The following is a 24,351-nucleotide window of genomic DNA, read 5'->3' on the forward strand; positions in this document are numbered from 1 at the left end:
GGACTACTTGGCGGGGCCGAGCTCGATCGGCACGCCGACGAGGGAGCCGTACTCGGTCCAGGAGCCGTCGTAGTTCTTGACGTTCTCCACGCCGAGCAGCTCGTGCAGCACGAACCAGGTCAGCGCGGAACGCTCACCGATGCGGCACAGGGCGATGGTGTCCTTGGACAGGTCGACCTGCTCGTCCTCGTAGAGCGCCTTGAGCTCCTCGTCGGACTTGAAGGTGCCGTCGTCGTTGGCGTTCTTGGACCACGGGATGTTGCGGGAGGACGGCACGTGGCCGGGGCGCTGCGACTGCTCCTGCGGCAGGTGGGCCGGGGCGAGCAGCTTGCCGGAGAACTCGTCGGGCGAGCGCACGTCGACGATGTTCTGGTTGCCGATCGCGGCCACGACGTCGTCGCGGAAGGCGCGGATGGACGCGTCCTGCGGCTTGGCCTTGTAGTCGGTCTTCGGGCGCTCCGGCACCTCGTCGCCGGGGACCAGCTCGCGGGCGTCGAGCTCCCACTTCTTGCGGCCGCCGTCGAGGAGCTTGACGTTCTCGTGGCCGTACAGCTTGAAGTACCAGTACGCGTACGAGGCGAACCAGTTGTTGTTGCCGCCGTAGAGGACGACCGTGTGGTCGTTGCCGATGCCCTTGTCCGACAGGAGCTTCTCGAAGCCGGCCTGGTCGACGAAGTCACGGCGGACCGGGTCCTGGAGGTCCTTGGTCCAGTCGATCCGGATGGCGTTCTTGATGTGGTTCTTCTCGTAGGCGGTGGTGTCCTCGTCCACCTCGACGATGGCGATGGTCGGGTCGTCCAGGTGCTCCTGGAGCCAGTCGGCGTCGACCAGGACGTCGCTGCGGCTCATGTTTTCTCCTCCGGGGCAGTTGGCGGGGGGCGTACGGACAAGAGGTGCGCGACGGCCAGGGCGGCCCGGCGCACGGATGCCCTCGACGGGCGGGTGAGGATGCGGACGCCGACGCGTCCGCTCAGAAAGTGCGACAGAGCATGGCGGCGACACGGCACAGGTCCACTGCCCGCCGCTTCGTGAGATCCGCCCGTCCCCGCGACTGGGGGACGCTTGTCTGACACCGCATGGGGTCGATCGTAAGGAGGACAGGGCGGACATGTCACCGGCGTGTCGCATGATGAGACGAGATCGTCCATCCACCGAGACGATGACGCCCGGGAGTCACCCCGGGCCCTGCGCCGGGACCCGCGCCGCCGCCGTCACATCTGCAGTGCGGACGCCCTCGTCTCGCCTGCCGGACGCCGGGCCCCGCAGAACCCCCGGACCCGGCCCCCGGAACCCCTGCCGGTCCGTTACCCGACGAGACGGACGTCGGAACCCTTCACCACGATGTCCACGCCGCCTCGGCCCGCCTCGACCTTGTCCAGGCGGATCCCGCCGGGGAGGCCGTCGATCTTCTGCTCGAAGTCGGTGATCCGCCGCACCCGCGACTCGGCGAGCGCGACGCCGCCGAACTCGGGCAGCGCGTCGGCCTTCACCCGCACGGTGTCACCGTCCACGACGGTCACCGAGCTGAGCACGGAGACCGGCTCGGGCAGCTTGGTGCCCAGCACGGTGGCCTCCACCGCGACCTTGATCTTCCCGTTGCCGCCGTCGGAGAGGCCGACGACCTCGGCCGTGACGCCGGGCGCCACCTGCGTGGGCTCGGACGTGGCCCTCTTCAGCAGCTCGTCGTAGGCGACGGTCGCGGTGCCGGTGGCGCTGTCGGCGACGGCGGAGCTGAAGTCGCTGGAGAAGTCGACGCCCCTCATGTCGGCCCGCAGGTCGCCGATGCGGATCTTCTGGCCGCCGTCACCGGTGCCGGCCTCGTAGCCCTCGATGCCCACCCGCACCTCGTCGAGGGTGCCGCCGACGACCTGCGTCAGGAAGGGGAAGCCCTCGATGGACACGTCGGGGGTGGACGCGAGGTTCTCGTTCGCCTTCAGGCGGTCCGCGGCCTCGCCCTCGGCGAAGTTGACCGCGACACGGTCCACGATCACGAAGATCCCGCCCAGTATCACGACGACGATGAGCAGTATTCGCAGTGCGCGCATGCGGTGTTTCCCCCACCTGTGCTGGTGACGACGGCGTTGCCGACGACCGGCAGGCCGTCCTGCGCGAGGGTAACGCGCAGGTGCGGCAGGACCGGCCGATTGTCGATCACTTGTGACAGCTACGCGGTCACCACCCGCGCGGGCGGGTCCGCGGGAGGCCGAGCCCCGCCGGGCCCGTCAGGCGAACACGCGGCCCAGCAGGTAGACCGCGGGTCCGGCCGCCGCCAGCGGCAGCGCGACACCCGCCGTGAAGTGCACGAACCGCGACGGGTAGTCGTAGGCGGCGACCCGGTGGCCGATCAGCGCGCAGACGGCCGCTCCGGCACCCGTCACCGCACCGGCGACCTCCATGCCGCCGGCCGCGAACCCGGCCCCCGCCGCCACTGCCAGTGCTGCCACCGCGGACACCGCGGTCGGCAACGGCAGCGCCCGCGCCACCATCGCCACCGCCACGGCGAGCGCACCCACGGTGACCGCGTCGGCGTCCGCCGCCAGGTATCCGCCCGCCGCGATCGCCAGCGCCGCCGCCGCGACCGTCGCCATCAGCCCGTACATCCGCTCGTCGGGGTCCGCGTGCGACCGCAGTTGCAGCACCAGCGACAGCAGCACCCACACCCCCAGCGTCCCGAGGATCGCCGCGGGCGACCGGTCCGACGCCAGCAGCGCCGCGTCCGCGGCCAGCGCGCCGAGGAAGCCCAGGGCGATGCCCTGCCGGGCCGGCCACATCCCGTTCAGCCGGAACCAGCCCGCCGCCGTGACGGCCTGCAGCACCACCAGCGGCACGAGCAGCGCGTACGTGCCCAGCGCCGCCCCGCCCGCGAGCAGCAGTCCCAGCACCGCGGTGAGCAGCGCGGGCTGCATCCCGGGGTCGATGATGGGCGAACGCCCCTCGGCCCGCGCCCGCTGCGCGTCGGTGACACGGGAGTTCCCGCCCAGCGTGGCGGGCCCGTACTCGGGGCCGGCCTCCTGCCGGGGCGCGGGCTGCGCCGGTGCCGGTGCCTGGTGTGCCGGCTGGGCCTGAGGCAGCGGCTGCGCCGCCGGCTGCTGCGGGGGCAGGTACGAGGTCTCCTCAGCGGCCGCCGGCACCGGCGGCTGCATCTGTGTCTCCCACGTCTGCCCCTGCCACTGCTGCGTGTACTGCTGGTCGGCGTACGGATCGTCGTACGCCTGCTGCTGCCCGGGCCAGGCCTGCGGCTGCTGATACGGCTGCTGCGGCTGCTGATACGGCTGCTGGGGCTGTGCCTGGTACGGCTGCTGCTCCTGCGACTGCGGCTGGTACGGCTGCTGCTGCTCCTGCGACTGCGGCTGGTACGGCTGCTGGGGCTGATACGGCTGCTGGTACGGGTCGTAGCCCCCGTACGGCTGGTTCGTCATCGACACCCTCCTGCGAACGGCGGAAGCACCTCGACCGTGCCGCCGTCGGCCAGCCGTACCGCGTCGTGCGGGCGTTTGCCCACGGGATCACCGTCGACGAGGAACGAGCAGCGCAGCAGCACGCGCGTCAGTTCGCCGGTGTGCCGCTCGCGCACGGAGTCGAGCGCGTCGGCGAGCGTGACCGCCTCGTACGCCTCCTCGGCCACCCCGGCCGCGGCCTTGGCGGCGGCCCAGTACCGCACCGTGACCTTTGCCATCTGCTGGTTCCTCAATCGGAAATCGGTTTGACGGTGAACACCGTCAGGCTAGCCCGCCCGGGCGACCACCCAGTCCCCGATCCGCCCGAGCAACGGCTCCGGCGCCGCGTTCTCCGCGTGGCCCATGCCGCCCTCGACCCACAGCTCCCCGTGCTCCCCGGCGGCGGCCGCCAGCATCCGCGGGTGGTCGAGCGGGAAGTACCCGTCCTGGTCCCCGTGCACGATCAGCAGCGGCGTGGGCGCGATCCGCGGCACCGCCTCGACCGGCGACAGCGGGACCGGGTCCCACTGCCGGTGGTGGATCCGCGTGCGCAGGCCGTACCGGCCGACCAGCCTCCCGGACGGCCGGGTCACCAGCCAGTGCAGGCGCCGCATGGGCGCGGTCCCCCGGTAGAACCAGCGCGCGGGCGCGCTCACCGACACCACGGCGTCCACGCCCGCCTCCCGGCTGATCGCGGCGTGCCGCAGCACCACGGAACCCCCCATGGAGAAGCCGACGGTGGCCACCCGCGCGTACCCCAGTGCGCGCGCCCACCGCACGACCGCCGCGAGGTCGAGCACCTCCCGGTCGCCCACGGTCGACCGCCCGCCGGAGGCCCCGTGTCCGCGGAAGGAGAACGTGATGACGCTCCCGTGTCGGGAGAACGCCCGCGCCGCCCGCCGCACGTGGGGCCGGTCCGCGTCCCCGGTGAACCCGTGCGCGATCACGAAAACAAGATCGCGGGAAGAGTCGCTTCCCGGTTCGTATACGGAATCGATGGCCACGCCGTCCGCCGTGCGCAGGAACGTCCGCAATGACGCGCCGCCCCGGGTTACGCCGGCCGTCCCGGAATACGGACGAATTGCGGATCGAGCCGTGGATCGCGCCACATGACCTGCCCCACCGGTGCTCATGTCGGCTATTGTGCTGCGAAGAGGACTCGGGCAGCGAAGCCCCCGGGTCCTTTTGTGCTTTCGGGAGCGTTGTATACGAACGCGGGAAACCGCCGTGTGTACGGGCCGTCGAACGCACGCGGCAATGCCGTAAACGTCCTCGCAGGGACCGAGGAGGAACCAGACGTTATGGGCGAGCGAACCGTGCACGACAGCAGGACGGCCCCGGACCGGGCACCCCGGACGATCCCGGCAGGTGAGGAGACACGATGAGTTCACTGCTGCTCCTGACCAACGCACTCCAGCCGTCGACGGAGGTGCTCCCCGCCCTCGGCCTGCTCCTGCACACCGTGCGCGTGGCGCCCGCGGAGGGCCCGGCCCTGGTCGACACCCCCGGCGCGGACGTCATCCTCGTCGACGGCCGCCGCGACCTCCCGCAGGTCCGCAGCCTGTGCCAGCTGCTGCGGTCCACCGGCCCCGGCTGCCCGCTGGTCCTGGTGGTGACGGAGGGCGGCCTCGCGGCCGTCACCGCCGACTGGGGCATCGACGACGTGCTGCTGGACACCGCGGGTCCGGCCGAGGTCGAGGCCCGGCTGCGCCTGGCCATGGGCCGCCAGCAGATCGTCAACGACGACTCCCCGATGGAGATCCGCAACGGGGACCTGTCCGTCGACGAGGCGACCTACTCCGCGAAACTCAAGGGCCGGGTCCTCGACCTGACCTTCAAGGAATTCGAACTCCTCAAATACCTCGCGCAGCACCCCGGCCGGGTCTTCACCCGTGCCCAGCTGCTCCAGGAGGTGTGGGGGTACGACTACTTCGGCGGCACCCGCACGGTCGACGTGCACGTGCGGCGCCTGCGCGCCAAGCTCGGCCCCGAGCACGAGTCGCTGATCGGCACCGTACGGAACGTCGGTTATCGATTCGTTACGCCTGAAAAGCCGGAACGCCCGGCCGACGAGACGAAGGCCGGGGGCGACCGGCGAAACCCGGCGGATGCGGACGAGACGGCCGCGAGGGAGCCGGCGGACGCGCCGTCGCGGGCGTGACCGGCGCACGCATGAGCGTTGCGTTCGCACAGACGAGCCGATTCCGTGCTGTTCGGAACCCTCTTCACTCCCTGCCCGGACGGAATATATCCGCGTAGACTCCGCGCGTGGCCAAGGTAACCAGGGATGATGTGGCACGGCTGGCGGGCACGTCGACCGCCGTCGTCAGCTATGTCATCAACAACGGACCCCGGCCGGTCGCCCCGGCCACGCGCGAGCGCGTTCTCGCCGCGATCAAGGAGCTGGGGTACCGGCCCGACCGAGTCGCCCAGGCGATGGCGTCGCGACGCACGGATCTCATAGGCCTGATCGTGCCGGACGCGCGCCAGCCCTTCTTCGGGGAAATGGCGCACGCGGTCGAACAGGCCGCGTCCGAGCGCGGGAAAATGGTGCTCGTCGGGAACTCCGACTACATCGGCGAGCGCGAGGTCCACTATCTGCGCGCGTTCCTCGGCATGCGCGTTTCCGGGCTGATCCTGGTCAGCCACGCGCTGAACGACCTGGCCGCCGCGGAGATCGAGGCGTGGGACGCCCGGCTCGTCCTGCTGCACGAGCGCCCGGAGGCCATCGACGACGTGGCCGTGGTCACGGACGACCTCGGCGGCGCCCAGCTCGCGGTACGCCACCTGCTGGAGCACGGGAACGCGTACGTCGCCTGTGTCGGCGGCACCGCGGAGACCCCCGCCGTCGGCGACCCGGTCTCGGACCACGTCGAGGGCTGGCGGCGCGCGATGGAGGAGGCCGGCATACCGACCGAGGGCCGCCTCTTCGAGGCCCCGTACAACCGCTACGACGCCTACCGCATCGGCCTGGACATCCTCTCCGGCCCCGACCGCCCGCCGGCCGTCTTCTGCTCCACCGACGACCAGGCGATCGGCATCCTGCGCGCCGCGCGCGAGCTGCGTATCGACGTGCCCGGGGAGCTGGCGGTCGCCGGGTTCGACGACATCAAGGAGGCGGCGCTCGCCGATCCGCCGCTGACCACGGTCGCCTCCGACCGCCCGGCGATGGCCCGGGCCGCGGTCGACCTGGTCCTCGACGACGGCGTGCGGGTGGCGGGCTCCCGCCGCGAACGCCTCAAGGTGTTCCCGTCCCGCCTGGTGGTGCGCCAGTCCTGCGGCTGCGCGTAGCCGACCCCGGCGGCACACACCACGACGGGTCTTTATATCGGGCATACGCGCTTCTGTCGGACTTCTCAGCGGTCCCTCAGGATGCTCTCATCGTCCGGCGCGAGGCTCATGAACATGACCGAGAGCCCCCGCCCGAGCGGCGCGTACGACAGCAGCCCCCACCAGGTGAACCCCGAGTGGCCGCCCCCGCCGGCGTACGCTCCGACGCCCGCGCACCCCTCGGATCCGGACCCGGCGGCGGCCCCCGTGCGGCGGCGGAAGCGCAGCCGCGGACCCGCCGGCCTGCTCGCCGCCGTGGCGATCGTCGCGGCGGCCGTCGGCGGCGGCACCGCCTACGGCATCCAGGAGCTGACCGGCACCGACACGGTCGCCTCGGCCGGTGCGGCCGGCACCCCCGTCGTACCGTCCAGCCAGAAGGGCACCGTCTCCGGCGTCGCCCGGGCGGTCAGCCCGAGCATCGTCGAGATCAGCGCGGCCTCCGGCAGCGGCTCCTCCACCGGATCCGGTGTGATCATCACCGACGACGGTGAGATCATCACCAACAACCACGTCATCGCCGGGGCCTCCTCGGTGAAGGTGCGCACCGACGACGGCACGACCTACACCGCGAAGGTCGTCGGCACCGACAGCTCCAAGGACCTGGCGCTGATCAAACTGGAGGACGCCTCCGGTCTGAAGGCCGCCACCCTCGGCGACTCGGGCGGCGTGAGCGTCGGCGACCAGGTCGTGGCGATCGGCTCCCCCGAGGGCCTCACCGGCACGGTGACCAGCGGCATCGTCTCCGCCCTCGACCGCGACGTGACCGTCTCCACCGACCAGGGCCAGGGCCGGCCGCAGGAACAGCAGGGCGGCTGGCCGTTCGAGTACGGCGGCCGGCAGTTCAACGGCGACACCGGCGGCTCGACGACCACGTACCAGGCGATCCAGACCGACGCCTCCCTGAACCCCGGCAACTCCGGCGGCGCGCTGATCGACATGAACGGCACCGTCATCGGCATCAACTCCGCCATGTACGCGCCGAGCGGAGCGGACTCGTCCGCGGCCGGCAGTGTCGGCCTGGGCTTCGCCATCCCGGTCGACACCGTCAAGGCAGACCTGCCGGCCCTGCGCTCCGGCTCGATGAACTGACGCGCCGCCCGGGAAACGTGCGACGCTGAAGACCCCAGAGACCGGCCCCGCCCAGCCGCATCCCCGCCGCAGCCGAAGGACCCCGCCTCCCCATGACCCCCGCAGACGGTGACCGTGCCCCCCAGCGCATCCTGATCGTCGACGACGAACCGGCCGTGCGCGAAGCCCTCCGGCGCAGCCTGGCCTTCGAGGGGTACGGCACCGAGGTCGCCGTCGACGGCGCGGACGCCCTGGAGAAGACGGCGGCCTACCGGCCGGACCTGCTGGTCCTCGACATCCAGATGCCCCGCATGGACGGCCTCACCGCCGCCCGCCGCATCCGCGCCACCGGCGACACCACGCCCATCCTGATGCTGACGGCCCGCGACACCGTCGGCGACCGGGTCACGGGACTGGACGCCGGGGCGGACGACTACCTGGTCAAACCGTTCGAGCTGGACGAACTGTTCGCCCGTATCCGCGCCCTGCTGCGCCGCAGCTCCTACGCGGCGGCGGTGGCCGCCTCCGCCGGGTCCGACGACGTCCTCACCTTCGCCGACCTGCGCATGAACCTGGCCACCCGGGAGGTCGAGCGCGGCGACCGGCACGTGGAGCTGACCCGCACCGAGTTCACCCTCCTGGGGATGTTCATGGCGCACCCGCGCCAGGTGCTCACCCGGGAGCAGATCCTGAAGGCGGTCTGGGGCTTCGACTTCGAGCCCTCCTCCAACTCGCTCGACGTGTACGTCATGTACCTGCGCCGCAAGACCGAGGCCGGCGGGGAACCGCGCCTGGTGCACACGGTGCGGGGGGTGGGGTACGTGCTGCGGCAGGGCGGCGCGGAGTGACGGGTCCGGTGCGCCGCTTCCGCGCGCTGCCCATCAGGGCGCGGCTGTCGCTGCTGGTGGCGGCGGCGGTGGCGTTCGCGGTGGCGGCGGTGTCGGTGACCTGCTGGTTCCTCGTGCGGGACAAGCTGTACGACGAACTCGACGACGATCTGCGCTCGTCGGTGCTCGAACTCCAGCGGGAGCAGTTCGAGCAGTTCACCAACACCTGTGTGCCGGAGCCGTCCGACACGGGCACGCGCAGCAATCAGTACGCCCAACTGGTGCGCGCCGACGGCCGCGTGTGCGTGCTGCCCTACTCGGCGGCCGCCGTCGACGTCACCGGCGCGGACAAGGCGGTGGCCGCCCACCCCGACCCGGAGAAGGGCACCGTCCGCGACGGCACCGACAGCGACGGCGAACGGGTACGGGTGCTGACGACGGCCGTCGTGATCAAGACCGGCCCGCTCAGCCGGGCCGTGGTGCGGGACTACGCCTTCGTCGTCGCCCTGCCGCTCGGCAACACCCAGTCCACGCTCAACGAACTGGCCCTGCTGCTGCTCCTCGTCTCCGGTGTGGGTGTCCTCGGCTCCGCCGCCGCGGGACTCGCCGTCGCCCGCACGGGCCTGCGCCCGGTCGACCGGCTCACCGAGGCCGTCGAGCACGTGGCCCGCACCGAGGACCTCGGCATCCGCATCCCGGTGGAGGACGACTCCGAGGACGAGATCGCCCGCCTCTCCCGCTCCTTCAACTCCATGACGTCCGCCCTCGCCAGCTCCCGCGACCTCCAGCAGCAGCTCATCGCGGACGCCGGCCACGAACTGCGCACCCCGCTCACCTCGCTGCGCACCAACATCGAACTCCTCACCCGCAGCGAGGACACGGGCCGGCCCCTGCCCGCCGAGGACCGCAAGGCGCTGCTCGCCTCGGTCAAGGCGCAGATGACGGAACTGGCCGCACTCATCGGGGACCTCCAGGAACTGTCCCGCCCGGACACCGACGCGCACGCCGGCCGCACCCAGATCGTGGCGTGGCAGGACACCGTCGAGTCGGCCCTGCGCCGCGCCCGGCTGCGCGGCCCGGAACTGACCGTCACGGCGGACCTCCACCCCTGGTACGTACGGGCCGAACCGGCGGCGCTGGAACGGGCGGTGGTCAACGTCCTCGACAACGCGGTGAAGTTCAGCCCGCCCGCCGGCACCGTCGACGTGCGCCTCACCGACGGCGTCCTCACCGTCCGCGACCACGGCCCCGGCATCCCCGCCGACGAACTCCCCCACGTCTTCGACCGGTTCTGGCGCTCCCCCACCGCGCGCGCCCTCCCCGGCTCCGGCCTCGGCCTGTCCATCGTCGCCCGCACGGTCCAGCAGGCGGGCGGCGAGGTGACGCTGACCCAGGCCGAGGACGGCGGCACCACGGCCACCATCCGCCTCCCGGGCGCCCCCGACCCGCCCCCGGAGATGCCCTAGCGGCCGGACGGCAACCTTTCCGTGCCGGGCGGCGACCGAACGTCGTCCCCTCCCCCACACGGAACGGATCGCCGCATGAGCGAGCACCGCAGCAGGGCCCGGCACCGCAGGCCCGCCAAGCTCCTGGCCGTCGGCCTGCCCCTGGCCCTGGCCGGCGCAGGAGTCACGATGTACGGCACCGGCCTCCTCTCCCCGCAGGCGACCGCCGCGCCCGCCGCCGCGGCCCCCGCCTGGGCCACCGCCACCGCCGACGGCTTCGCCTCCGTCGACGCGCTCGGCCAGAACGGCACCAACGGCGGCCGGGACGGGCGGACCGTCACCGTGCGGACGCAGGCGGAGCTGGAGAGGTACGCCACCGCCGCCGAGCCGTACGTCATCGTCGTCGCCGGGACGATCACCATGAACCCGGTCGGCAAGGAGATCAAGGTCGCCTCCGACAAGACGATCGTGGGCTCCGGCACCTCCGGCCACATCGTCGGCGGGGGCTTCTTCCTCGGTCAGGGCGTGCACAACGTGATCATCCGCAACCTGACGATCCGGGACGCCTACCAGGGCGTCTGGAACGACAAGGAGCACGACTTCGACGCGATCCAGATGGACGGCGCCCACCACGTCTGGATCGACCACAACGACCTGCGGAACATGGCGGACGGCCTGATCGACGTCCGCAAGGACAGCACCTACGTCACGGTGTCCTGGAACAAGCTCAGCCAGAACAACAAGACCTTCGGCATCGGCTGGACCGAGAACGTCACCACGGACATCACGATCCACCACAACTGGATCCGCGAGACCGAGCAGCGCAACCCCTCCACGGACAACGCCGCCCACGCGCACCTCTACAACAACCACCTGGAGGACGTCGCGCACACGAGCATCACCTCCTCCTACGGCAACTACGCGCGCGGCGGCACCCGGATGGTCCTGGAGAACAGCTACTTCCAGGGCATGAGGAACCCCGTCATCAAGGACGCGACGGCGACGATCGTGCAGCGCGGGAACGTCTTCTCGGGCACGTCGGGCCGCAACGAGAGCGGCGGTACGGCGTTCGACCCGAAGACGTACTACCCGTACACGCTCGACAGGGCGGCGGACGTGCCGTCGCTGCTGAAGTCGGGCACGGGCCCGCGGACGACCATCGGCACCACCGGGGCCACGGCGTCGACGAAGGCCGCGGCCGCCACGACGCTCACCGTCGCCAAGGACGGCACCGGCCAGCACCGGACGGTCCAGGCGGCGGTGAACGCGATCCCCGCCGACAACCCCTCCCGCGTGGTCGTCTCCATCAAGCCGGGCACGTACCGCGAGACGGTCAAAGTGCCGTCCAACAAGCCGCACGTCACCTTCCAGGGCACCGGCGGCAGCCGCAAGGACACCGTCATCGTCTACGACAACGCGGCGGGCACGCGCAAGCCGGACGGCTCCGGCACCTACGGCACCTCCGGCAGCGCCACGGTCGCCGTCGAGGCCGACGACTTCCAGGCCCGCAACCTGACGATCTCCAACGACTTCGACGAGGGCGCCCACCAGTCCCTCTCCGGCCACCAGGCGGTCGCCCTGCGCACGGCCGCCGACAGGATCCTCCTCGACGGCGTCATCGTCGAGGGCGACCAGGACACCCTCCTCCTCGACACGGCCGCCAAGGACAAGCTGGGCCGGGTCCACGTCACCAACTCCTACGTCGTCGGGAACGTCGACTTCGTCTTCGGCCGGGCCACCGCGGTCATCGACCGCTCGGTCATCACCCTGAAGAAGCGCTGGGACGGCACCTCCGCCGGCTACGTCACGGCTCCGAGCACGGCCGCGAACCGCAAGGGCTTCCTCATCGCCAACTCGACCGTCAACGGCGCCGTCTCCGACCGCAGCTTCTACCTCGGCCGCCCCTGGCACGCCGGCGGCGACGCCTCCCTCGACCCGCAGACCACCGTCCGCAACACCACCCTCAGCGCCGCGATCCGCACCACGCCGTGGACCGACATGAGCGGCTTCTCCTGGAAGGACGACCGCTTCGCCGAGTACCGCAACACCGGCCCCGGCTCCGGCCCGGCGAGCAGCAACCGCCCCCACCTGACCGACACCCAGGCGGCCGACCAGGAGATCACCGACTGGCTGTCCGGCTGGACCCCGACGGCGTCCTGACCCCGCCGCCCGCCCGAGCGCCCCCTGTGGCACGGTGGGCGCATGTCGACACCACCCGACGGGCTGCCCGTCTACCGCGTCCTGACCGGTCCCGACGACGCGGCGTTCTGCCGCCGGGTGAGCGAGGCGCTGGAGCTGGGGTACCAGCTGCACGAAGGACCTGCCGTCACGTTCGACGGCGAGCGGGTGATCGTCGCGCAGGCCGTCATCTGGACGGACTAGGCGCCGGCCGGCCCGGAGCACACGGCGGGGCCGGTGTCCACGGACTGTGGACACCGGCCCCGTGCACGGTGCGGGTTACTGCACGATGGTGATGCGGTCCGCCGCCGGCGGGGCGAGCGGGGTGGTGGCCGAGGAGTTGGCCGTCAGGTACTGCTCGAGGGCCGTCAGGTCGTCCTCGCCGACGAGGTCGTTGGTGCCCTCGCCCAGGGTGGCGAAGCCGTCGCCGCCTCCCGCGAGGAAGCTGTTGGTCGCGACGCGGTAGGTGGCGGACGGGTCGATGGGTGAGCCGTTGAGCAGGATCGAGTCCGTGACGACGCGGTCCGCGCCCGACTTGGTCAGGTCCAGGGTGTAGGTCAGGCCCGAGGAGATCTGGAGGATCTTCGGGGCCGCCGCGTTCGGGCCGCTGACCTGCTCCTTCAGGACCTGGATCAGCTGGGCGCCGGTGAGGTCCTGGAGGTTGACCGTGTTGGCGAACGGCTGGACGGTGAAGGCCTCGGCGAAGGTGACCACGCCGTCGCCCTCGCCGCCGCTCGCCGCGTGGGTGAGGGGGGCGCGGATGCCGCCGGGGTTCATCAGGGCCAGGTCGGTCTCCGCGTCCAGCGTCCTGCCGTAGGCGAGTTGGGCGTCGGCGATGAGGTCGCCCAGCGGGGATTCCGTGCCGTCCTTGACGATGTCGCCGGAGATGTAGCCGATCGGGCGGTTGCCGATGGGGGCGGCGAGGGTGTTCCACTTCTTGATCAGGCGCGTCATGTCGCGCGCCCTGCGGACGTCCCGGGTGACGACGTGGTTCGCGGACTTCACGGCCGTACGGGCGATGTCACCCGTCCAGCGGTCGTACGTCAGCGTGGTGTCCGTGTAGAGGCGGCCGAAGGACGCGGCCGAGGTGACCGTACGGGGCTTGCCCGCCGGGTCGGGGATGGTGCAGGCGTACGCCGCGTGGGTATGGCCGGTGACCAGCGCGTCCACCTGCGGGGAGACGTTCCTGGCGATGTCCGCGATCGGGCCGGAGATGCCGTCGCCGGCGCCCGGGGAGTCGCAGTCATAGTTGTAGGAGGACGAGGCCGGGAAGCCGCCCTCGTGGATGAGGGCCACGATCGACTTCACGCCCTGGCGCTGGAGCTCCGTGGCGTACGTGTTGATCGTCTCGACCTCGTCCTTGAAGGACAGGCCCTGCACGCCCTCGGCGGAGACGATGTCCGGGGTGCCCTCCAGGGTCACACCGATGAAGCCGACCTTGACGCCGTTCTTCTCCCACACCCAGTAGGGCTTGAGGAGGGGCTTGTTCGTCTTCTCGTCCAGGACGTTGGCCGCCAGGTAGGGGAAGTCGGCGCCCTTGAACTTCTTGTCCGTATAGCAGCCGTCGACCGGGTGGCAGCCGCCGTTCTGCAGGCGGGCCAGTTCGCGCGCGCCCTCGTCGAACTCGTGGTTGCCGACCGAGGAGACGTCCAGGTCGAGCTTGTTGAGCGCCTCGATGGTGGGCTCGTCGTGGAAGAGGCCCGACAGGAGGGGGGACGCGCCGACCATGTCACCGCCGGCGGCGGTCACGGAGTACCGGTTGCCCTTGCGGGCCTGGCGCAGGTGCGTGGCCAGGTACTCGACGCCGCCCGCGTCGACGGTCTTCGTCGTGCCGTCCGGCTGAAGCTCGGTGACCCGGCCGGAGGACCCCGCCGGGGGCTCCAGGTTGCCGTGCAGGTCGTTGAAGGACAGGAGCTGGACGTCCTGGTAGCGGCCGGAGTGGCCCTGCGGCTTGGCCTTGTTCCCCTGGCTCTCGCCCGCGTTCGCCGACCCGGGCAGGGCGGCGGCGGCCAGCGCGCCGACGGTGAGCACACCGGCGGCGGTCGCGAGAAGACGGTTGGTACGGCGGCTTCGGCGCGGTCGGTGCGCCGGGGATGTGGCTGGCATACGCCCCCCTGAGGGTCCGAGTGGGTACCGGCGCAGCCTAGAGTCAACGCGCGTAGCGCGACAGGGTCTTCAGGGTTACGAGCTGGTTTAGCTTTCGCTGACCCCGTTGCCGTCCGTCGTGCGGCCCCCTTCCGCACCGTCCCCTTACCCTCGTAGGCATGACCAGCGACGACTTCGCACGGCCCGGCCGCTCCCGCTCGCTCCGGACGTACACCGCGCTCTCCCCCGGGCACACGGAGGCGGTCCTCGCCCTGCTCGCGGAGGCCGCCCGGGCGGACGGTCAGCAGGCGGTGTCCGAACAAGGGCGGCTGCAACTGCGCGGCGGGGAGCGCGACGGGGTGTCGCACCTGCTGCTGTCCGTGGGCGACGACCTCGTCGGGTACGCCCAGTTGGAGGACACCGATCCGGTGGAGCCGCCGGCCGCCGAACTGGTCGTGCACCCGTCCCACCGGGGCAACGGGCACGGGCGGGCCCTCGGGGCCGCGCTGCTCGCCGCCTCCGGCAAACGGCTGCGGGTGTGGGCGCACGGCGGTCATTCCGCCGCCCGGCACCTGGCGCAGGTGCTCGGGCTGACCCTGTTCCGGGAACTGCGCCAGATGCGGCGGCCCTTGACCGGGCTCGACCTGCCGGACCCGGTGCTGCCGCAGGGCGTGCGCGTCCGGACGTTCGAGCCCGGCCGGGACGACGCCGCCTGGCTCGCGGTGAACGCCGCCGCCTTCGCCCACCACCCCGAGCAGGGCTCACTCACCCAGCGCGACCTCGACGACCGCAAGGCCGAACCGTGGTTCGACCCGGAGGGGTTCTTCCTCGCCGAACACGGTGACGCAGGCGGGGAGAGCCGGCTCGTCGGCTTCCACTGGACGAAGGTGCACGAGGCGGAACAGCTCGGCGAGGTGTACGTCCTCGGGGTGAGCCCCGACGCCCAGGGCGGCGGCCTCGGCAGGTCCCTCACCACGATCGGTCTGCGGCACCTGGCGGGCAGGGGCCTGCCGACGGCGATGCTGTACGTCGACGCCGACAACAAGGCCGCCGTGTCCGTCTACGAGCGGCTGGGGTTCGTCACCCACGAGACGGACCTGATGTACCGGACGGAGACCTGAGCCGTCCCCGCGGCGCACGGCGCCCGAGCGGCTCGGTGAGGCAGAGCGCGCCCGCCAGGAGCAGGACGCCCAGCAGCACCGTCCAGCGGTCGTGGGCGGCCGGCCACCGCTCGTTTCTCGGGACCGCGAACAGGGCCCGTGGGCGGGGCAGCTCCGGCGCGGCGTCGGTCCCGGCCGCGCCGCGCCCGCGACGGGGACAGCGCAGTTCCTCGGGGCACAGCAGCGGGACCAGGACGGCGGTGACCAGGACGGCGGTGACCAGGACGGCGGTGACCAGGACCACGGCGACGGCGAACTCCGGGGTCCGGTTGCCGCCCCAGGAGGTGCCGACGGTCACCACGGCCGGGCGGGGGGACGCGGCGAGCGCCGCGTCCCTCTCGAGGCCGTAGCGCGCCTCGATCCACTGACGCACGGTCACTGAACGCCTGTCGGCGCCGCCTCCGGAGAGGGAGCCCTCGTCGTCCACGACCTCCGCCCGCAGCCGCAGCCGGCCGCGTGCCCCTGCGCCGCGCAGGGCGTCGACCGGCCGGCGCGAGGCGATCCGCCACAGCCATCCGGCGGCGCCCGCGCCCGCCGTCTCCTCCCGGTAGCGGGCCGTGCCGCGCCACACCGCCAGGAAGGTCTCCTGCACGACGTCGTCGACGAGGCCCGTGTCCGCGTACCGGCCGCGCATCCGGGCAGTCAGCCACGGCGCGTAGCGCCGGTACAGCTCCTCGAAGGCGGGCCGGCCGCCGTCCGCCGCGACGGCGCGCAGCAGTCCCCCGTCGCTTCTCTCTCCGCTCACGCCTCCTCATCGGGCGGGCCCCACCGATCGGTTCACGCCGGGCTCGGGACCATCGCTTGACTTTCCGGTCACCCCTGCACCACCCTTTCACTACTTAATTAGTGAAAGGGTGGTTGACGGGTGATCGACTACCGCATCGACCGGCACACCGGCGTGGCCACCTACGTCCAGATCGTGCAGCAGACCAAGCAGGCCCTGCGCCTGGGCCTGCTGGAGCCGGGCGACAAGCTGCCCACGGCCCGCGAGGTCGTCGAAGCCACCGCCATCAACCCCAACACCGTGCTGAAGGCCTACCGCGAACTGGAGCGCGAAGGGCTGGTCGAGGCCCGGCGCGGGCTCGGCACCTTCGTACGGCGCTCCCTGGGCGCCGCCCCCGCCGACTCCCCGCTCCGCGCGGAACTGGAGGAGTGGGCGTCCCGGGCCCGCGACGCCGGGCTGGAGCGGGAGGACGTGGCCGCGCTCTTCACCGCCGTACTCGCCTCGCACTACCCGGCGCGCACGCCGGACCCCGCACCCGCGAAGACCTCTGAGGGAGACCCTTCATGACCGTCCCGGCCATCGAGGCGGACGCGCTCGGCAAGCGCTTCGGCCGACGCGCCGCCTGGGCGCTGCGCGACTGTTCCTTCCGGCTGCCCGCGGGCCGCGTCTGCGCCGTCGTCGGCCCCAACGGCGTGGGCAAGTCCACGCTGCTCGCCCTCGCCGCCGGACTGCTCGCCCCCACCGAGGGCACCGTCACCGTCCTCGGCACCGACCCCGCGACGGCCCGCCCCCGGGTCGGCTACGTCGACCAGGGCAAGCCCCTGTACCCGCAGCTCACCGTCGCCGAGACGCTGCGCATGGGCGCCGACCTCAACCCGGGCCACTGGGACGCGGACACCGCCGACCGGGTCGTGGCCGGCGGCGACCTGGACCCGCGGGCGCGGATCCGCTCGCTCTCCGGCGGCCAGCGCACCCGGGTCGCCCTCGCCCTGGCCCTGGGCAAACGGCCCGAACTGCTGCTCCTCGACGAGCCGATGGCCGACCTCGACCCCCTCGCCCGGCACGAGCTGACGGGCGTCCTGATGGGGCAGGCCGCCGAGCACGGCACGACGATCGTGATGTCCTCGCACGTCGTCGCCGAGCTGGAGGACTCCTGCGACCACCTGCTGCTGATCGGCGGCGGCCGGGTCCGCCTTGCCGGTGAGACCGACGACCTGCTGGCCGCCCACGCCCGGGTGTCCGCCCCGGCGGGGACCGACCTGGCCCCGCACGCGGTCGTGGAGTCCCGCACCACCGGCCGCCGGCTCAGCGCGCTGCTCCGCCCGGCCGGACCGCTGCCCGGCGACTGGCGCACCGGGACGCCGTCCCTGGAGGAGCTCGTCCTGTCCTACCTGCGCAACCCCGGCGCCCTCGCCCCCGCCCCGGCGCCCGACACCACGGAGACCGCCGCGTGAACGCCACCCTGACCAGTGTCCCGGCCGGGACCACCACCACCGGCCCCGCCCCCGCGCCCCGCCAGCTGCGCTGGCTCCTGCGGCTGCACCGTCCGGCCCTCCTCGCCGGCGCGGCACTCGTGCTGCTGACCGGTGCGGGGCTGCTGTGGCTCGGCGGTCCGCTCGCCGACGCCTCGGCGGCGGCCTGGAAGCAGTACAACGCCTGCGGCTTCGACGAGCGCTGCTCGTACGACCAGGACGCCATCGTCCGCTTCAAGGACGTGTACACCTACACGACCTACACCGTGCTCGCCGTGCCGTTCCTGGTCGCCGCGTGGGCCGGCGGCTCGCTCACGGGCCGTGAGATGGAGTCCGGCACGGCCCGCCTCGCCTGGACGCAGGGCGTCTCCCCGGCCCGCTGGCTGGCCTCCCGGCTCGCCTTCCCGGCCGTACTGACCCTCGCGGCGACCGGCCTGCTCACCCTGCTGCACCGCCTGGCCTGGACCGGGACCGGGGACCGCATCGACACGGCCCTGGTGTGGGACCACTACCCCACCTTCTACGCCACCGGCACGGTCCCCGTGGCCCTCGCCCTGGCCGGACTGGCCATCGGCGTCCTCGCGGGGCTGGTGCTGCGCCGCGCCGTCGCCGCGCTCGCCGTGGCCACGGCCGCGCTCGGGGCGCTGTGGGCGGCCGTCCACACCGCCCTCCCGCACCTGTGGCCCGCGACCACCAGGGTGAGCAGCCTGCGGGACGGCCCGACCGGGGAGGGCATCTGGGTCGGACAGGGCGTGCTGACCGCCGACGGCGACCGGCTGGCCGCCCCCTGCCTCACCGACATGCTGCCCGGGTGCGAGAGGACACTGTCCGACATGGGCGCCGTCAGCTTCTACCGCGACGTCCACCCCGCCGCCCACTACTGGCCGCTCCAGCTGGTCGCCTCCGGCATCGTCCTCGCCCTCGCCGCACTCCTGGCCTACGCGGCCTTCCGCCTCCTGCGCCACCGCACCCCCTGACCACCCCTCCACCTCCCACGGCCCCCACCCGCCCCCCGGGTCGGGGCCGCTTCACGTACCCCACCTGGCACGCACGCCCCACCCGACGGGCACGCCCCACCCCACGCCACACCGGCCACACCCGCCAAGCACGCCGCCCCACCCCACCGCACCCCCGCGAGCCGCCGCCCGGCATCCCGCACGTCATGTCTCCGTAACCGCTGATTCAGACAGACTTGCGACGCTCAGCCAATGCATCCCGCCGTGCCAGAGCCCGCACCGCCCCGACGGGTGAACGGAGGGAACGGGGACGCCTCAGGGCCACCACCGCTCCCACCCGCGCGTTCCGACGCGCCCGTGATGCCCCCGGCGCGGAAGAATGGGGTCATGAGCCAGCCCAACGCCCAGGCACAGGTACAGCACCCGCAGCCCTCCGTGGGCTCCATCGCCGCCCACCGCCCGCACACCGTGGCCGGAGTGGTCTCCGACCTGGAACCCGACATCGACGCGGACCTCGACGGTTACGAGGAGGCGCCGAACGACGGCGCCCCGCTCCCCCAGGGCCGCTTCCTCGACCGGGAACGCAGCTGGCTCGCCTTCAACGAACGCGTGCTGGAACTGGCAGAGGACCCCGCCACCCCGCTCCTGGAGCGGGCGAACTTCCTCGCGATCTTCGCCAGCAACCTGGACGAGTTCTTCATGGTGCGCGTGGCCGGCCTCAAGCGCCGCATCGCCACCGGGGTCGCCACCCGCTCCGCCTCCGGCCTCCAGCCGCGCGAGGTGCTGGAGATGATCTGGGCCCGCTCCCGCGAGCTGATGGCCCGGCACGCCGCCTGCTACCACGAGGACGTCGCCCCCGCACTCGCGGAGGAGGGCATCCACCTGGTCCGCTGGAACGAGCTGACGGAGAAGGAGCAGGCCAGGCTCTTCACCCTGTTCCGGCACCAGATCTTCCCCGTCCTGACCCCCCTCGCGGTCGACCCGGCGCACCCCTTCCCCTACATCTCCGGCCTGTCGCTGAACCTGGCCGTCGTGGTGCGCAACCCGGTCACCGGCCACCGGCACTTCGCCCGGGTGAAGGTGCCGCCGCTGCTGTCCCGCTTCCTGGAGAGCTCCCCCGGCCGCTACGTGCCCGTCGAGGACGTGATCGCGGCCCACCTGGAGGAGCTGTTCCCGGGCATGGAGGTGCTCCAGCACCACGCGTTCCGGCTCACCCGCAACGAGGACCTCGAAGTGGAGGAGGACGACGCGGAGAACCTGCTCCAGGCGCTGGAGAAGGAGCTCATGCGGCGCCGCTTCGGGCCGCCGGTGCGGCTGGAGGTGGAGGAGTCCATCGACCGCGAGGTGCTGGACCTGCTGGTGCGCGAGCTGAAGGTCGGCGAGGCGGAGGTGTACCCGCTGCCCGGCCCGCTCGACCTCACCGGCCTCTTCCGCATCCACGGCCTGGACCGGCCCGAGCTGAAGTACCCGAAGTTCGTCGCGGGCACCCACCGCGACCTGGCGGAGGTGGAGTCGGCGTCCCCGCCGGACATCTTCGCCGCGCTGCGCAGCCGGGACGTGCTGCTGCACCACCCCTACGACTCCTTCTCGACGTCCGTGCAGGCGTTCCTGGAGCAGGCGGCGGCCGACCCGGACGTGCTGGCCATCAAGCAGACCCTGTACCGCACGTCCGGCGACTCCCCGATAGTCGACGCGCTCATCGACGCCGCCGAGTCCGGCAAGCAGGTCCTGGTCCTGGTCGAGATCAAGGCCCGCTTCGACGAGCACGCCAACATCAAGTGGGCGCGCAAGCTGGAGGAGTCGGGCTGCCACGTCGTCTATGGCCTGGTCGGTCTGAAGACCCACTGCAAGCTGTCCCTGGTGGTCCGTCAGGAAGGCGAGACGCTACGGCGCTACAGCCACGTCGGCACCGGCAACTACCACCCGAAGACGGCCCGGCTGTACGAGGACCTCGGCGTGCTCACCGCCGACCCGCAGGTCGGCGCGGACCTCTCCGACCTGTTCAACCGCCTCTCCGGCTACTCCCGCCGCGAGACCTACCGGCGCCTGCTCGTCGCCCCCAAGTCCCTGCGGGACGGGCTGGTCTCACGGATCGACAAGGAGGCCCAGCACCACCGGGCCGGGCGGCCCGCGTTCGTGCGCATCAAGGTCAACTCGATGGTCGACGAGGCCGTCATCGACGCCTGCTACCGGGCGTCCCAGGCGGGCGTGCCGGTCGACATCTGGGTGCGGGGCATCTGCGCGATCCGGCCCGGCGTGGAGGGGCTGTCGGAGAACGTCCGGGTCCGGTCCGTCCTCGGCCGCTTCCTCGAACACTCCCGCGTCTTCGCCTTCGGCAACGGCGGGGAGCCCGAGGTGTGGCTGGGCAGCGCGGACATGATGCACCGCAACCTCGACCGCCGGATAGAGGCGCTGGTCCGGGTCACCGACCCCGCCCACCGTGCCGCGCTGAACCGGCTGCTGGAGACCGGCATGTCCGACACCACCGCGTCCTGGCACCTCGGCCCGGACGGTGAGTGGACCCGGCACGCGACGGACGCGGACGGCCAGCCCCTGCGCAACGTCCAGGAGATGCTCATAGACGCCCGGAGGCGCCGGCGTGGCAATGCGACACCCTGATCCGACGGCCGGCCCCGTCCCGGCGGACGCCCTGGCCGGCTATCTGCGGGACCGGGCGACCGAGTTCCTCCGCGCGCTGCGCCTGCACCGGGAGACCGGTGCGGGCGCGGCCGCGTCGGAGGACTCCGCCGAGGCGGCCCGCGCGCTGCGCCGCGCGGCCCGCCGCATCAGCGCCGGCCTGCACACCTTCCAGCCGGTCCTCGACCCCGGCTGGGCGGAGGCGCTGCGGCCCGAACTGGCCTGGGTCTCCGGCACCCTGGCCCAGGAGCACGCCCACACCGCCCGCCTGAACCAGCTCCTCCTGGCCCTGCACCGGCTGTCCGGAGCGGCCCCGTTCCCGGCTCCGGCCCGGCCGACGGCCACCCGCGCACCGGTCCCGGCCGGCCATCCGTCCGCCGGGACACGCGAGGCACCGGGCGGGCCCACCGGCCGGGCCGGGCGCGTCACGACCGTCACCGTCACCGCGCCGGACCCCGCCTCCGCCACCAGCCCCGCCACCGACCGGCCCACCGTGCGGTCCGTGCCCGCCCCGGACCGGGGAAACCTCACCGTCGGCGCCGCCAAGGCCGGTGCCCTGCTGGACCGGCAGCTGACCCTGGCCCGGACCCGGGCGCACTCCACCGCACTCCAGGCGCTCGGTTCGTCCCGGTTCCACGGGATCGCCGACAAGGTCGCCTTACTCGCCAGCGAGGTGCCGCTGTCCCCCGCCGCGGACGGCGCCGACCTGCGTCCGATGGCCGACGCCGCCCGCGAGCGGCTCGCCGACGCCGTCACCGCGCTGCCCCTGCTCACCGCGGGCAGCCCGTACAACGCGGAGGCGTTGATCCACGGGCTCTCCCCGGACCCCTCCCCGCACCCGCAGGACGCCGCCTGGCACCAGGTGCGGCTCCTGCTGCGGCTGCACCGCTACGCCCGCGAGGTGCTGGGCGCCGCCGCGGACCCGCGTCTGCTCACCGCCGGCGAGGCGCTCGACCGGCACCGCGACGCCTCCGAGGCGGCCGCCGCCGCCGCGCAGGCGGCCCGCACCCCGCGCATCGCCCCCGCCACGGCGTACGCGCTGGGCGTGCTCCACGCCGACCAGCGGCATGAGGTGGAGGCCGCGCGGTACGCGTTCCAGCGCACCTGGCAGAAGGAAGCCCTCGGCACGTCCTAGGGAGGCACCCGGTGGGCACCCCCGGCAAACACCGCACCCTCGTCGTCCGCGCCGCCGGCTGCGTCCTGTGGCGCCGCTCGCCCGTGACCGGCACCCTCGAACTGTGCCTCGTCCACCGGCCCAAGTACGACGACTGGTCCTGGCCCAAGGGCAAGCTCAAGCGCGGCGAGGACCCGCTGGCCGGCGCGCTGCGCGAGGTCGCGGAGGAGACGGGCCACACCGCCGTCCCCACCGCCGAACTGCCCACCGCGCACTACCTCGCCGGCGGCCGCCCCAAACAGGTCCGCTACTGGGCGGCCGAGGCCGTATCCGGCGGCTTCACCCCGAACGACGAGGTCGACCGCCTCCTCTGGCTCCCCCCGGACGCCGCCCGCGTTCACCTCACCCGCCCCGGTGACGCCGACCTCGTGGACGCCCTCCTCGCCACGCTCCGCCCGGGACACTGACCGTCCGGTATCACCCCGTGTCCTCGACGTGAGCGTTCCGTGACCTCACCGCACCGACCTCAGGGGTTCACCCCTCGTTCATTTACGGCCATCGGCGGCTTCACCTGTTCTGCCTAATTTCGGCCTTACCGGATGCGGATCGCCCGAGGAAGAGAGGGGCGACCACATCAACCGCTTCGCACGCCGCCGAATTCAGGACGGCGGCCACTGGAAGGAACTCAAGTGAAGCTTCAGCGCAAGAACCGGCGGGCCCTCGCTCTCGGTGCTCTCGCCGTCTCCGGCGCCCTGGCCCTCACGGCGTGCGGCTCCGACGACACCGGTGGCAACGCGAGCGGCGACGGTGCTTCCGCCACCACGCAGGCCGGCAACATCGACTGCGGTGACGCCAAGGGCCAGCTCGCGGCCTCCGGCTCCTCCGCGCAGAAGAACGCCATCGACGCCTGGGTGAAGCAGTACTCCGCGGCCTGCAAGGGCGTGCAGGTCAACTACAACCCGACCGGTTCGGGCGCCGGCATCACCGCGTTCCTCCAGGGCCAGACCGCCTTCGCCGGCTCGGACTCCGCGATGGACGCCGAGGAGATCAAGCAGTCCCAGCAGATCTGCAAGGACGGCCAGGCCATCGACCTGCCCATGGTCGGCGGCCCGATCGCCGTCGGCTACAACGTCGACGGCGTCGACGAGCTCGTCCTGGACGCGCCGACCCTCGCCAAGATCTTCGACAGCAAGATCACCAACTGGAACGACGCGGCGATCGCCAAGCTCAACCCCGACGCCAAGCTCCCCGACCAGAAGATCCAGGCCTTCCACCGCTCGGACGAGTCCGGCACCACGGACAACTTCACCACCTACCTCCAGGCCGCCGCGCCCAAGGAGTGGACGTACGAGCCCAGCAAGTCCTGGGAGGCCAAGGGCGGCCAGTCCGCGCAGGGCTCCTCCGGTGTCGCCCAGCAGGTCAAGCAGACCCCCGGCGCCATCTCCTACATGGAGCTGTCCTACGCCAAGGACGGCATGAAGACCGTCTCCATCAAGACCGAGGCCACCGAGCCGGTCGCCGCCACCGTCGAGAACGCGACCGCCGCCATCGGCGCCGCGAAGGTCGTCGGCACCGGCAAGGACCTCGCGCTGGAGCTCGACTACACCCCGTCCGCCGAGGGCGCCTACCCGATCGTCCTGGTGACGTACGAGATCGTCTGCGACAAGGGCAACAAGGCGGAGACCCTGCCCACCACCAAGTCCTTCCTGAACTACATGGCTTCCGAGGACGGTCAGTCGCTGCTGGCCGACGCGGGCTACGCCCCGATGCCCGAGGAGATCATCACCAAGGTCCGCGAGACCATCTCGAACCTCGCCTGACCCGAGAGTGCGGACCGGCCCCGACCACGGAGCCGGTCCGCACCGTCCGGTGCACCGCCATCAGGAGCCCCCGGACCCCGGACGGCTCCACCGAGCCG

Annotated in this window: 22 protein-coding genes and 1 pseudogene; 15 read left to right on the forward strand and 8 right to left on the reverse strand. The window is 72.5% G+C overall.

The genetic code is table 11. From position 1 onward, the window contains the following. Positions 1 to 3 precede the first annotated feature (3 nt). The 6 genes from ACZ6A9_RS30575 to ACZ6A9_RS30600 all read right to left on the reverse strand — a co-directional run bounded on the left by ACZ6A9_RS30575 (position 4) and on the right by ACZ6A9_RS30600 (position 4,570). On the reverse strand, positions 4 to 849 hold the full coding sequence (locus tag ACZ6A9_RS30575; RefSeq protein WP_468992149.1) for a sulfurtransferase: 846 nt from the start codon (positions 847 to 849) through the stop codon (positions 4 to 6). A 121-nt stretch (positions 850 to 970) separates the two neighbouring features. After that, a complete protein-coding gene (locus tag ACZ6A9_RS30580; protein ID WP_351803474.1) occupies positions 971 to 1,078 on the reverse strand; it encodes a putative leader peptide in 108 nt (35 codons plus the stop codon). 226 nt (positions 1,079 to 1,304) lie between these two features. Beyond that, on the reverse strand, positions 1,305 to 2,045 hold the full coding sequence (locus ACZ6A9_RS30585) for an LmeA family phospholipid-binding protein (protein ID WP_468992151.1): 741 nt from the start codon (positions 2,043 to 2,045) through the stop codon (positions 1,305 to 1,307). Between the two features lie 177 nt (positions 2,046 to 2,222). Beyond that, positions 2,223 to 3,419: a hypothetical protein gene (locus ACZ6A9_RS30590; RefSeq protein ID WP_468992153.1), complete on the reverse strand. Its 1,197-nt coding sequence runs from the start codon at positions 3,417 to 3,419 to the stop codon at positions 2,223 to 2,225. Beyond that, positions 3,416 to 3,676, reverse strand: coding sequence for a MoaD/ThiS family protein (locus tag ACZ6A9_RS30595; protein WP_468992158.1), 261 nt, complete (start codon positions 3,674 to 3,676; stop codon positions 3,416 to 3,418). Before ACZ6A9_RS30595 ends, ACZ6A9_RS30590 begins: the two co-directional genes overlap by 4 nt. A gap of 48 nt (positions 3,677 to 3,724) precedes the next feature. After that, positions 3,725 to 4,570 (reverse strand): alpha/beta hydrolase, encoded by an 846-nt coding sequence (locus ACZ6A9_RS30600; protein ID WP_468992164.1) that lies wholly within the window; start codon positions 4,568 to 4,570, stop codon positions 3,725 to 3,727. Positions 4,571 to 4,818: 248 nt separating this feature from the next. Between ACZ6A9_RS30600 and ACZ6A9_RS30605 the strand changes: the two genes are divergently transcribed. The 7 genes from ACZ6A9_RS30605 (at position 4,819) to ACZ6A9_RS30635 (ending at position 12,489) form a co-directional block, all read left to right on the forward strand. Continuing rightward, positions 4,819 to 5,598 (forward strand): response regulator transcription factor, encoded by a 780-nt coding sequence (locus tag ACZ6A9_RS30605; protein WP_468992167.1) that lies wholly within the window; start codon positions 4,819 to 4,821, stop codon positions 5,596 to 5,598. A 107-nt stretch (positions 5,599 to 5,705) separates the two neighbouring features. After that, positions 5,706 to 6,728, forward strand: coding sequence for a LacI family DNA-binding transcriptional regulator (locus ACZ6A9_RS30610; RefSeq protein WP_468992170.1), 1,023 nt, complete (start codon positions 5,706 to 5,708; stop codon positions 6,726 to 6,728). A 114-nt stretch (positions 6,729 to 6,842) separates the two neighbouring features. Further along, positions 6,843 to 7,856, forward strand: a complete 1,014-nt coding sequence (locus ACZ6A9_RS30615) for a S1C family serine protease (protein ID WP_468992175.1) — start codon at positions 6,843 to 6,845, stop codon at positions 7,854 to 7,856. Between the two features lie 92 nt (positions 7,857 to 7,948). Continuing rightward, positions 7,949 to 8,683 carry a response regulator transcription factor gene (locus tag ACZ6A9_RS30620; RefSeq protein WP_468992177.1) on the forward strand — a complete coding sequence of 245 codons (735 nt, stop codon included), beginning with the start codon at positions 7,949 to 7,951 and terminating at the stop codon, positions 8,681 to 8,683. Continuing rightward, the gene (locus ACZ6A9_RS30625) at positions 8,680 to 10,128 is read left to right on the forward strand and encodes a sensor histidine kinase (RefSeq protein ID WP_468992179.1); all 1,449 of its coding nucleotides are present in this window, start codon (positions 8,680 to 8,682) and stop codon (positions 10,126 to 10,128) included. Before ACZ6A9_RS30620 ends, ACZ6A9_RS30625 begins: the two co-directional genes overlap by 4 nt. A gap of 75 nt (positions 10,129 to 10,203) precedes the next feature. Further along, positions 10,204 to 12,267: a pectinesterase family protein gene (locus tag ACZ6A9_RS30630; protein WP_468992181.1), complete on the forward strand. Its 2,064-nt coding sequence runs from the start codon at positions 10,204 to 10,206 to the stop codon at positions 12,265 to 12,267. A gap of 42 nt (positions 12,268 to 12,309) precedes the next feature. Continuing rightward, positions 12,310 to 12,489: a DUF1737 domain-containing protein gene (locus tag ACZ6A9_RS30635; protein ID WP_468992183.1), complete on the forward strand. Its 180-nt coding sequence runs from the start codon at positions 12,310 to 12,312 to the stop codon at positions 12,487 to 12,489. Positions 12,490 to 12,564: 75 nt separating this feature from the next. Here the strand turns inward: ACZ6A9_RS30635 and ACZ6A9_RS30640 are convergent, their stop codons facing one another. Then, on the reverse strand, positions 12,565 to 14,391 hold the full coding sequence (locus ACZ6A9_RS30640; protein ID WP_468992187.1) for a bifunctional metallophosphatase/5'-nucleotidase: 1,827 nt from the start codon (positions 14,389 to 14,391) through the stop codon (positions 12,565 to 12,567). A 158-nt stretch (positions 14,392 to 14,549) separates the two neighbouring features. Here ACZ6A9_RS30640 and mshD point away from each other — a divergent pair, with 158 nt between their 5' ends. Further along, on the forward strand, positions 14,550 to 15,491 hold the full coding sequence (gene mshD, locus ACZ6A9_RS30645; protein ID WP_468992190.1) for a mycothiol synthase: 942 nt from the start codon (positions 14,550 to 14,552) through the stop codon (positions 15,489 to 15,491). Positions 15,492 to 15,792: 301 nt separating this feature from the next. On the opposite strand, the pseudogene ACZ6A9_RS30650 reads toward mshD, so the two are convergent. Beyond that, a pseudogene (locus tag ACZ6A9_RS30650) lies at positions 15,793 to 16,275 on the reverse strand (RNA polymerase sigma factor); the annotation flags it as partial. Between the two features lie 120 nt (positions 16,276 to 16,395). Here ACZ6A9_RS30650 and ACZ6A9_RS30655 point away from each other — a divergent pair. The 7 genes from ACZ6A9_RS30655 to pstS all read left to right on the forward strand — a co-directional run bounded on the left by ACZ6A9_RS30655 (position 16,396) and on the right by pstS (position 24,253). Continuing rightward, complete coding sequence (locus ACZ6A9_RS30655) at positions 16,396 to 16,821, forward strand: GntR family transcriptional regulator (RefSeq protein WP_468992192.1); 426 nt, start codon at positions 16,396 to 16,398, stop codon at positions 16,819 to 16,821. Further along, positions 16,818 to 17,708 carry an ABC transporter ATP-binding protein gene (locus ACZ6A9_RS30660; RefSeq protein ID WP_468992195.1) on the forward strand — a complete coding sequence of 297 codons (891 nt, stop codon included), beginning with the start codon at positions 16,818 to 16,820 and terminating at the stop codon, positions 17,706 to 17,708. Before ACZ6A9_RS30655 ends, ACZ6A9_RS30660 begins: the two co-directional genes overlap by 4 nt. Continuing rightward, a complete protein-coding gene (locus tag ACZ6A9_RS30665) occupies positions 17,705 to 18,703 on the forward strand; it encodes an ABC transporter permease (RefSeq protein ID WP_468992197.1) in 999 nt (332 codons plus the stop codon). Before ACZ6A9_RS30660 ends, ACZ6A9_RS30665 begins: the two co-directional genes overlap by 4 nt. Before the next feature lie 231 nt (positions 18,704 to 18,934). Beyond that, complete coding sequence (locus ACZ6A9_RS30670; RefSeq protein ID WP_468992200.1) at positions 18,935 to 21,301, forward strand: RNA degradosome polyphosphate kinase; 2,367 nt, start codon at positions 18,935 to 18,937, stop codon at positions 21,299 to 21,301. Further along, positions 21,282 to 22,454: a CHAD domain-containing protein gene (locus ACZ6A9_RS30675; protein ID WP_468992202.1), complete on the forward strand. Its 1,173-nt coding sequence runs from the start codon at positions 21,282 to 21,284 to the stop codon at positions 22,452 to 22,454. The genes ACZ6A9_RS30670 and ACZ6A9_RS30675 overlap by 20 nt, the downstream gene beginning before the upstream one ends. An 11-nt stretch (positions 22,455 to 22,465) precedes the next feature. Continuing rightward, positions 22,466 to 22,900 carry an NUDIX hydrolase gene (locus ACZ6A9_RS30680; protein WP_468992205.1) on the forward strand — a complete coding sequence of 145 codons (435 nt, stop codon included), beginning with the start codon at positions 22,466 to 22,468 and terminating at the stop codon, positions 22,898 to 22,900. Positions 22,901 to 23,122: 222 nt separating this feature from the next. Continuing rightward, positions 23,123 to 24,253 (forward strand): phosphate ABC transporter substrate-binding protein PstS, encoded by a 1,131-nt coding sequence (gene pstS / locus ACZ6A9_RS30685; RefSeq protein ID WP_468992208.1) that lies wholly within the window; start codon positions 23,123 to 23,125, stop codon positions 24,251 to 24,253. Positions 24,254 to 24,351: the final 98 nt, after the last annotated feature.

The organism is Streptomyces sp. NPDC041124 (genome assembly GCF_055592385.1).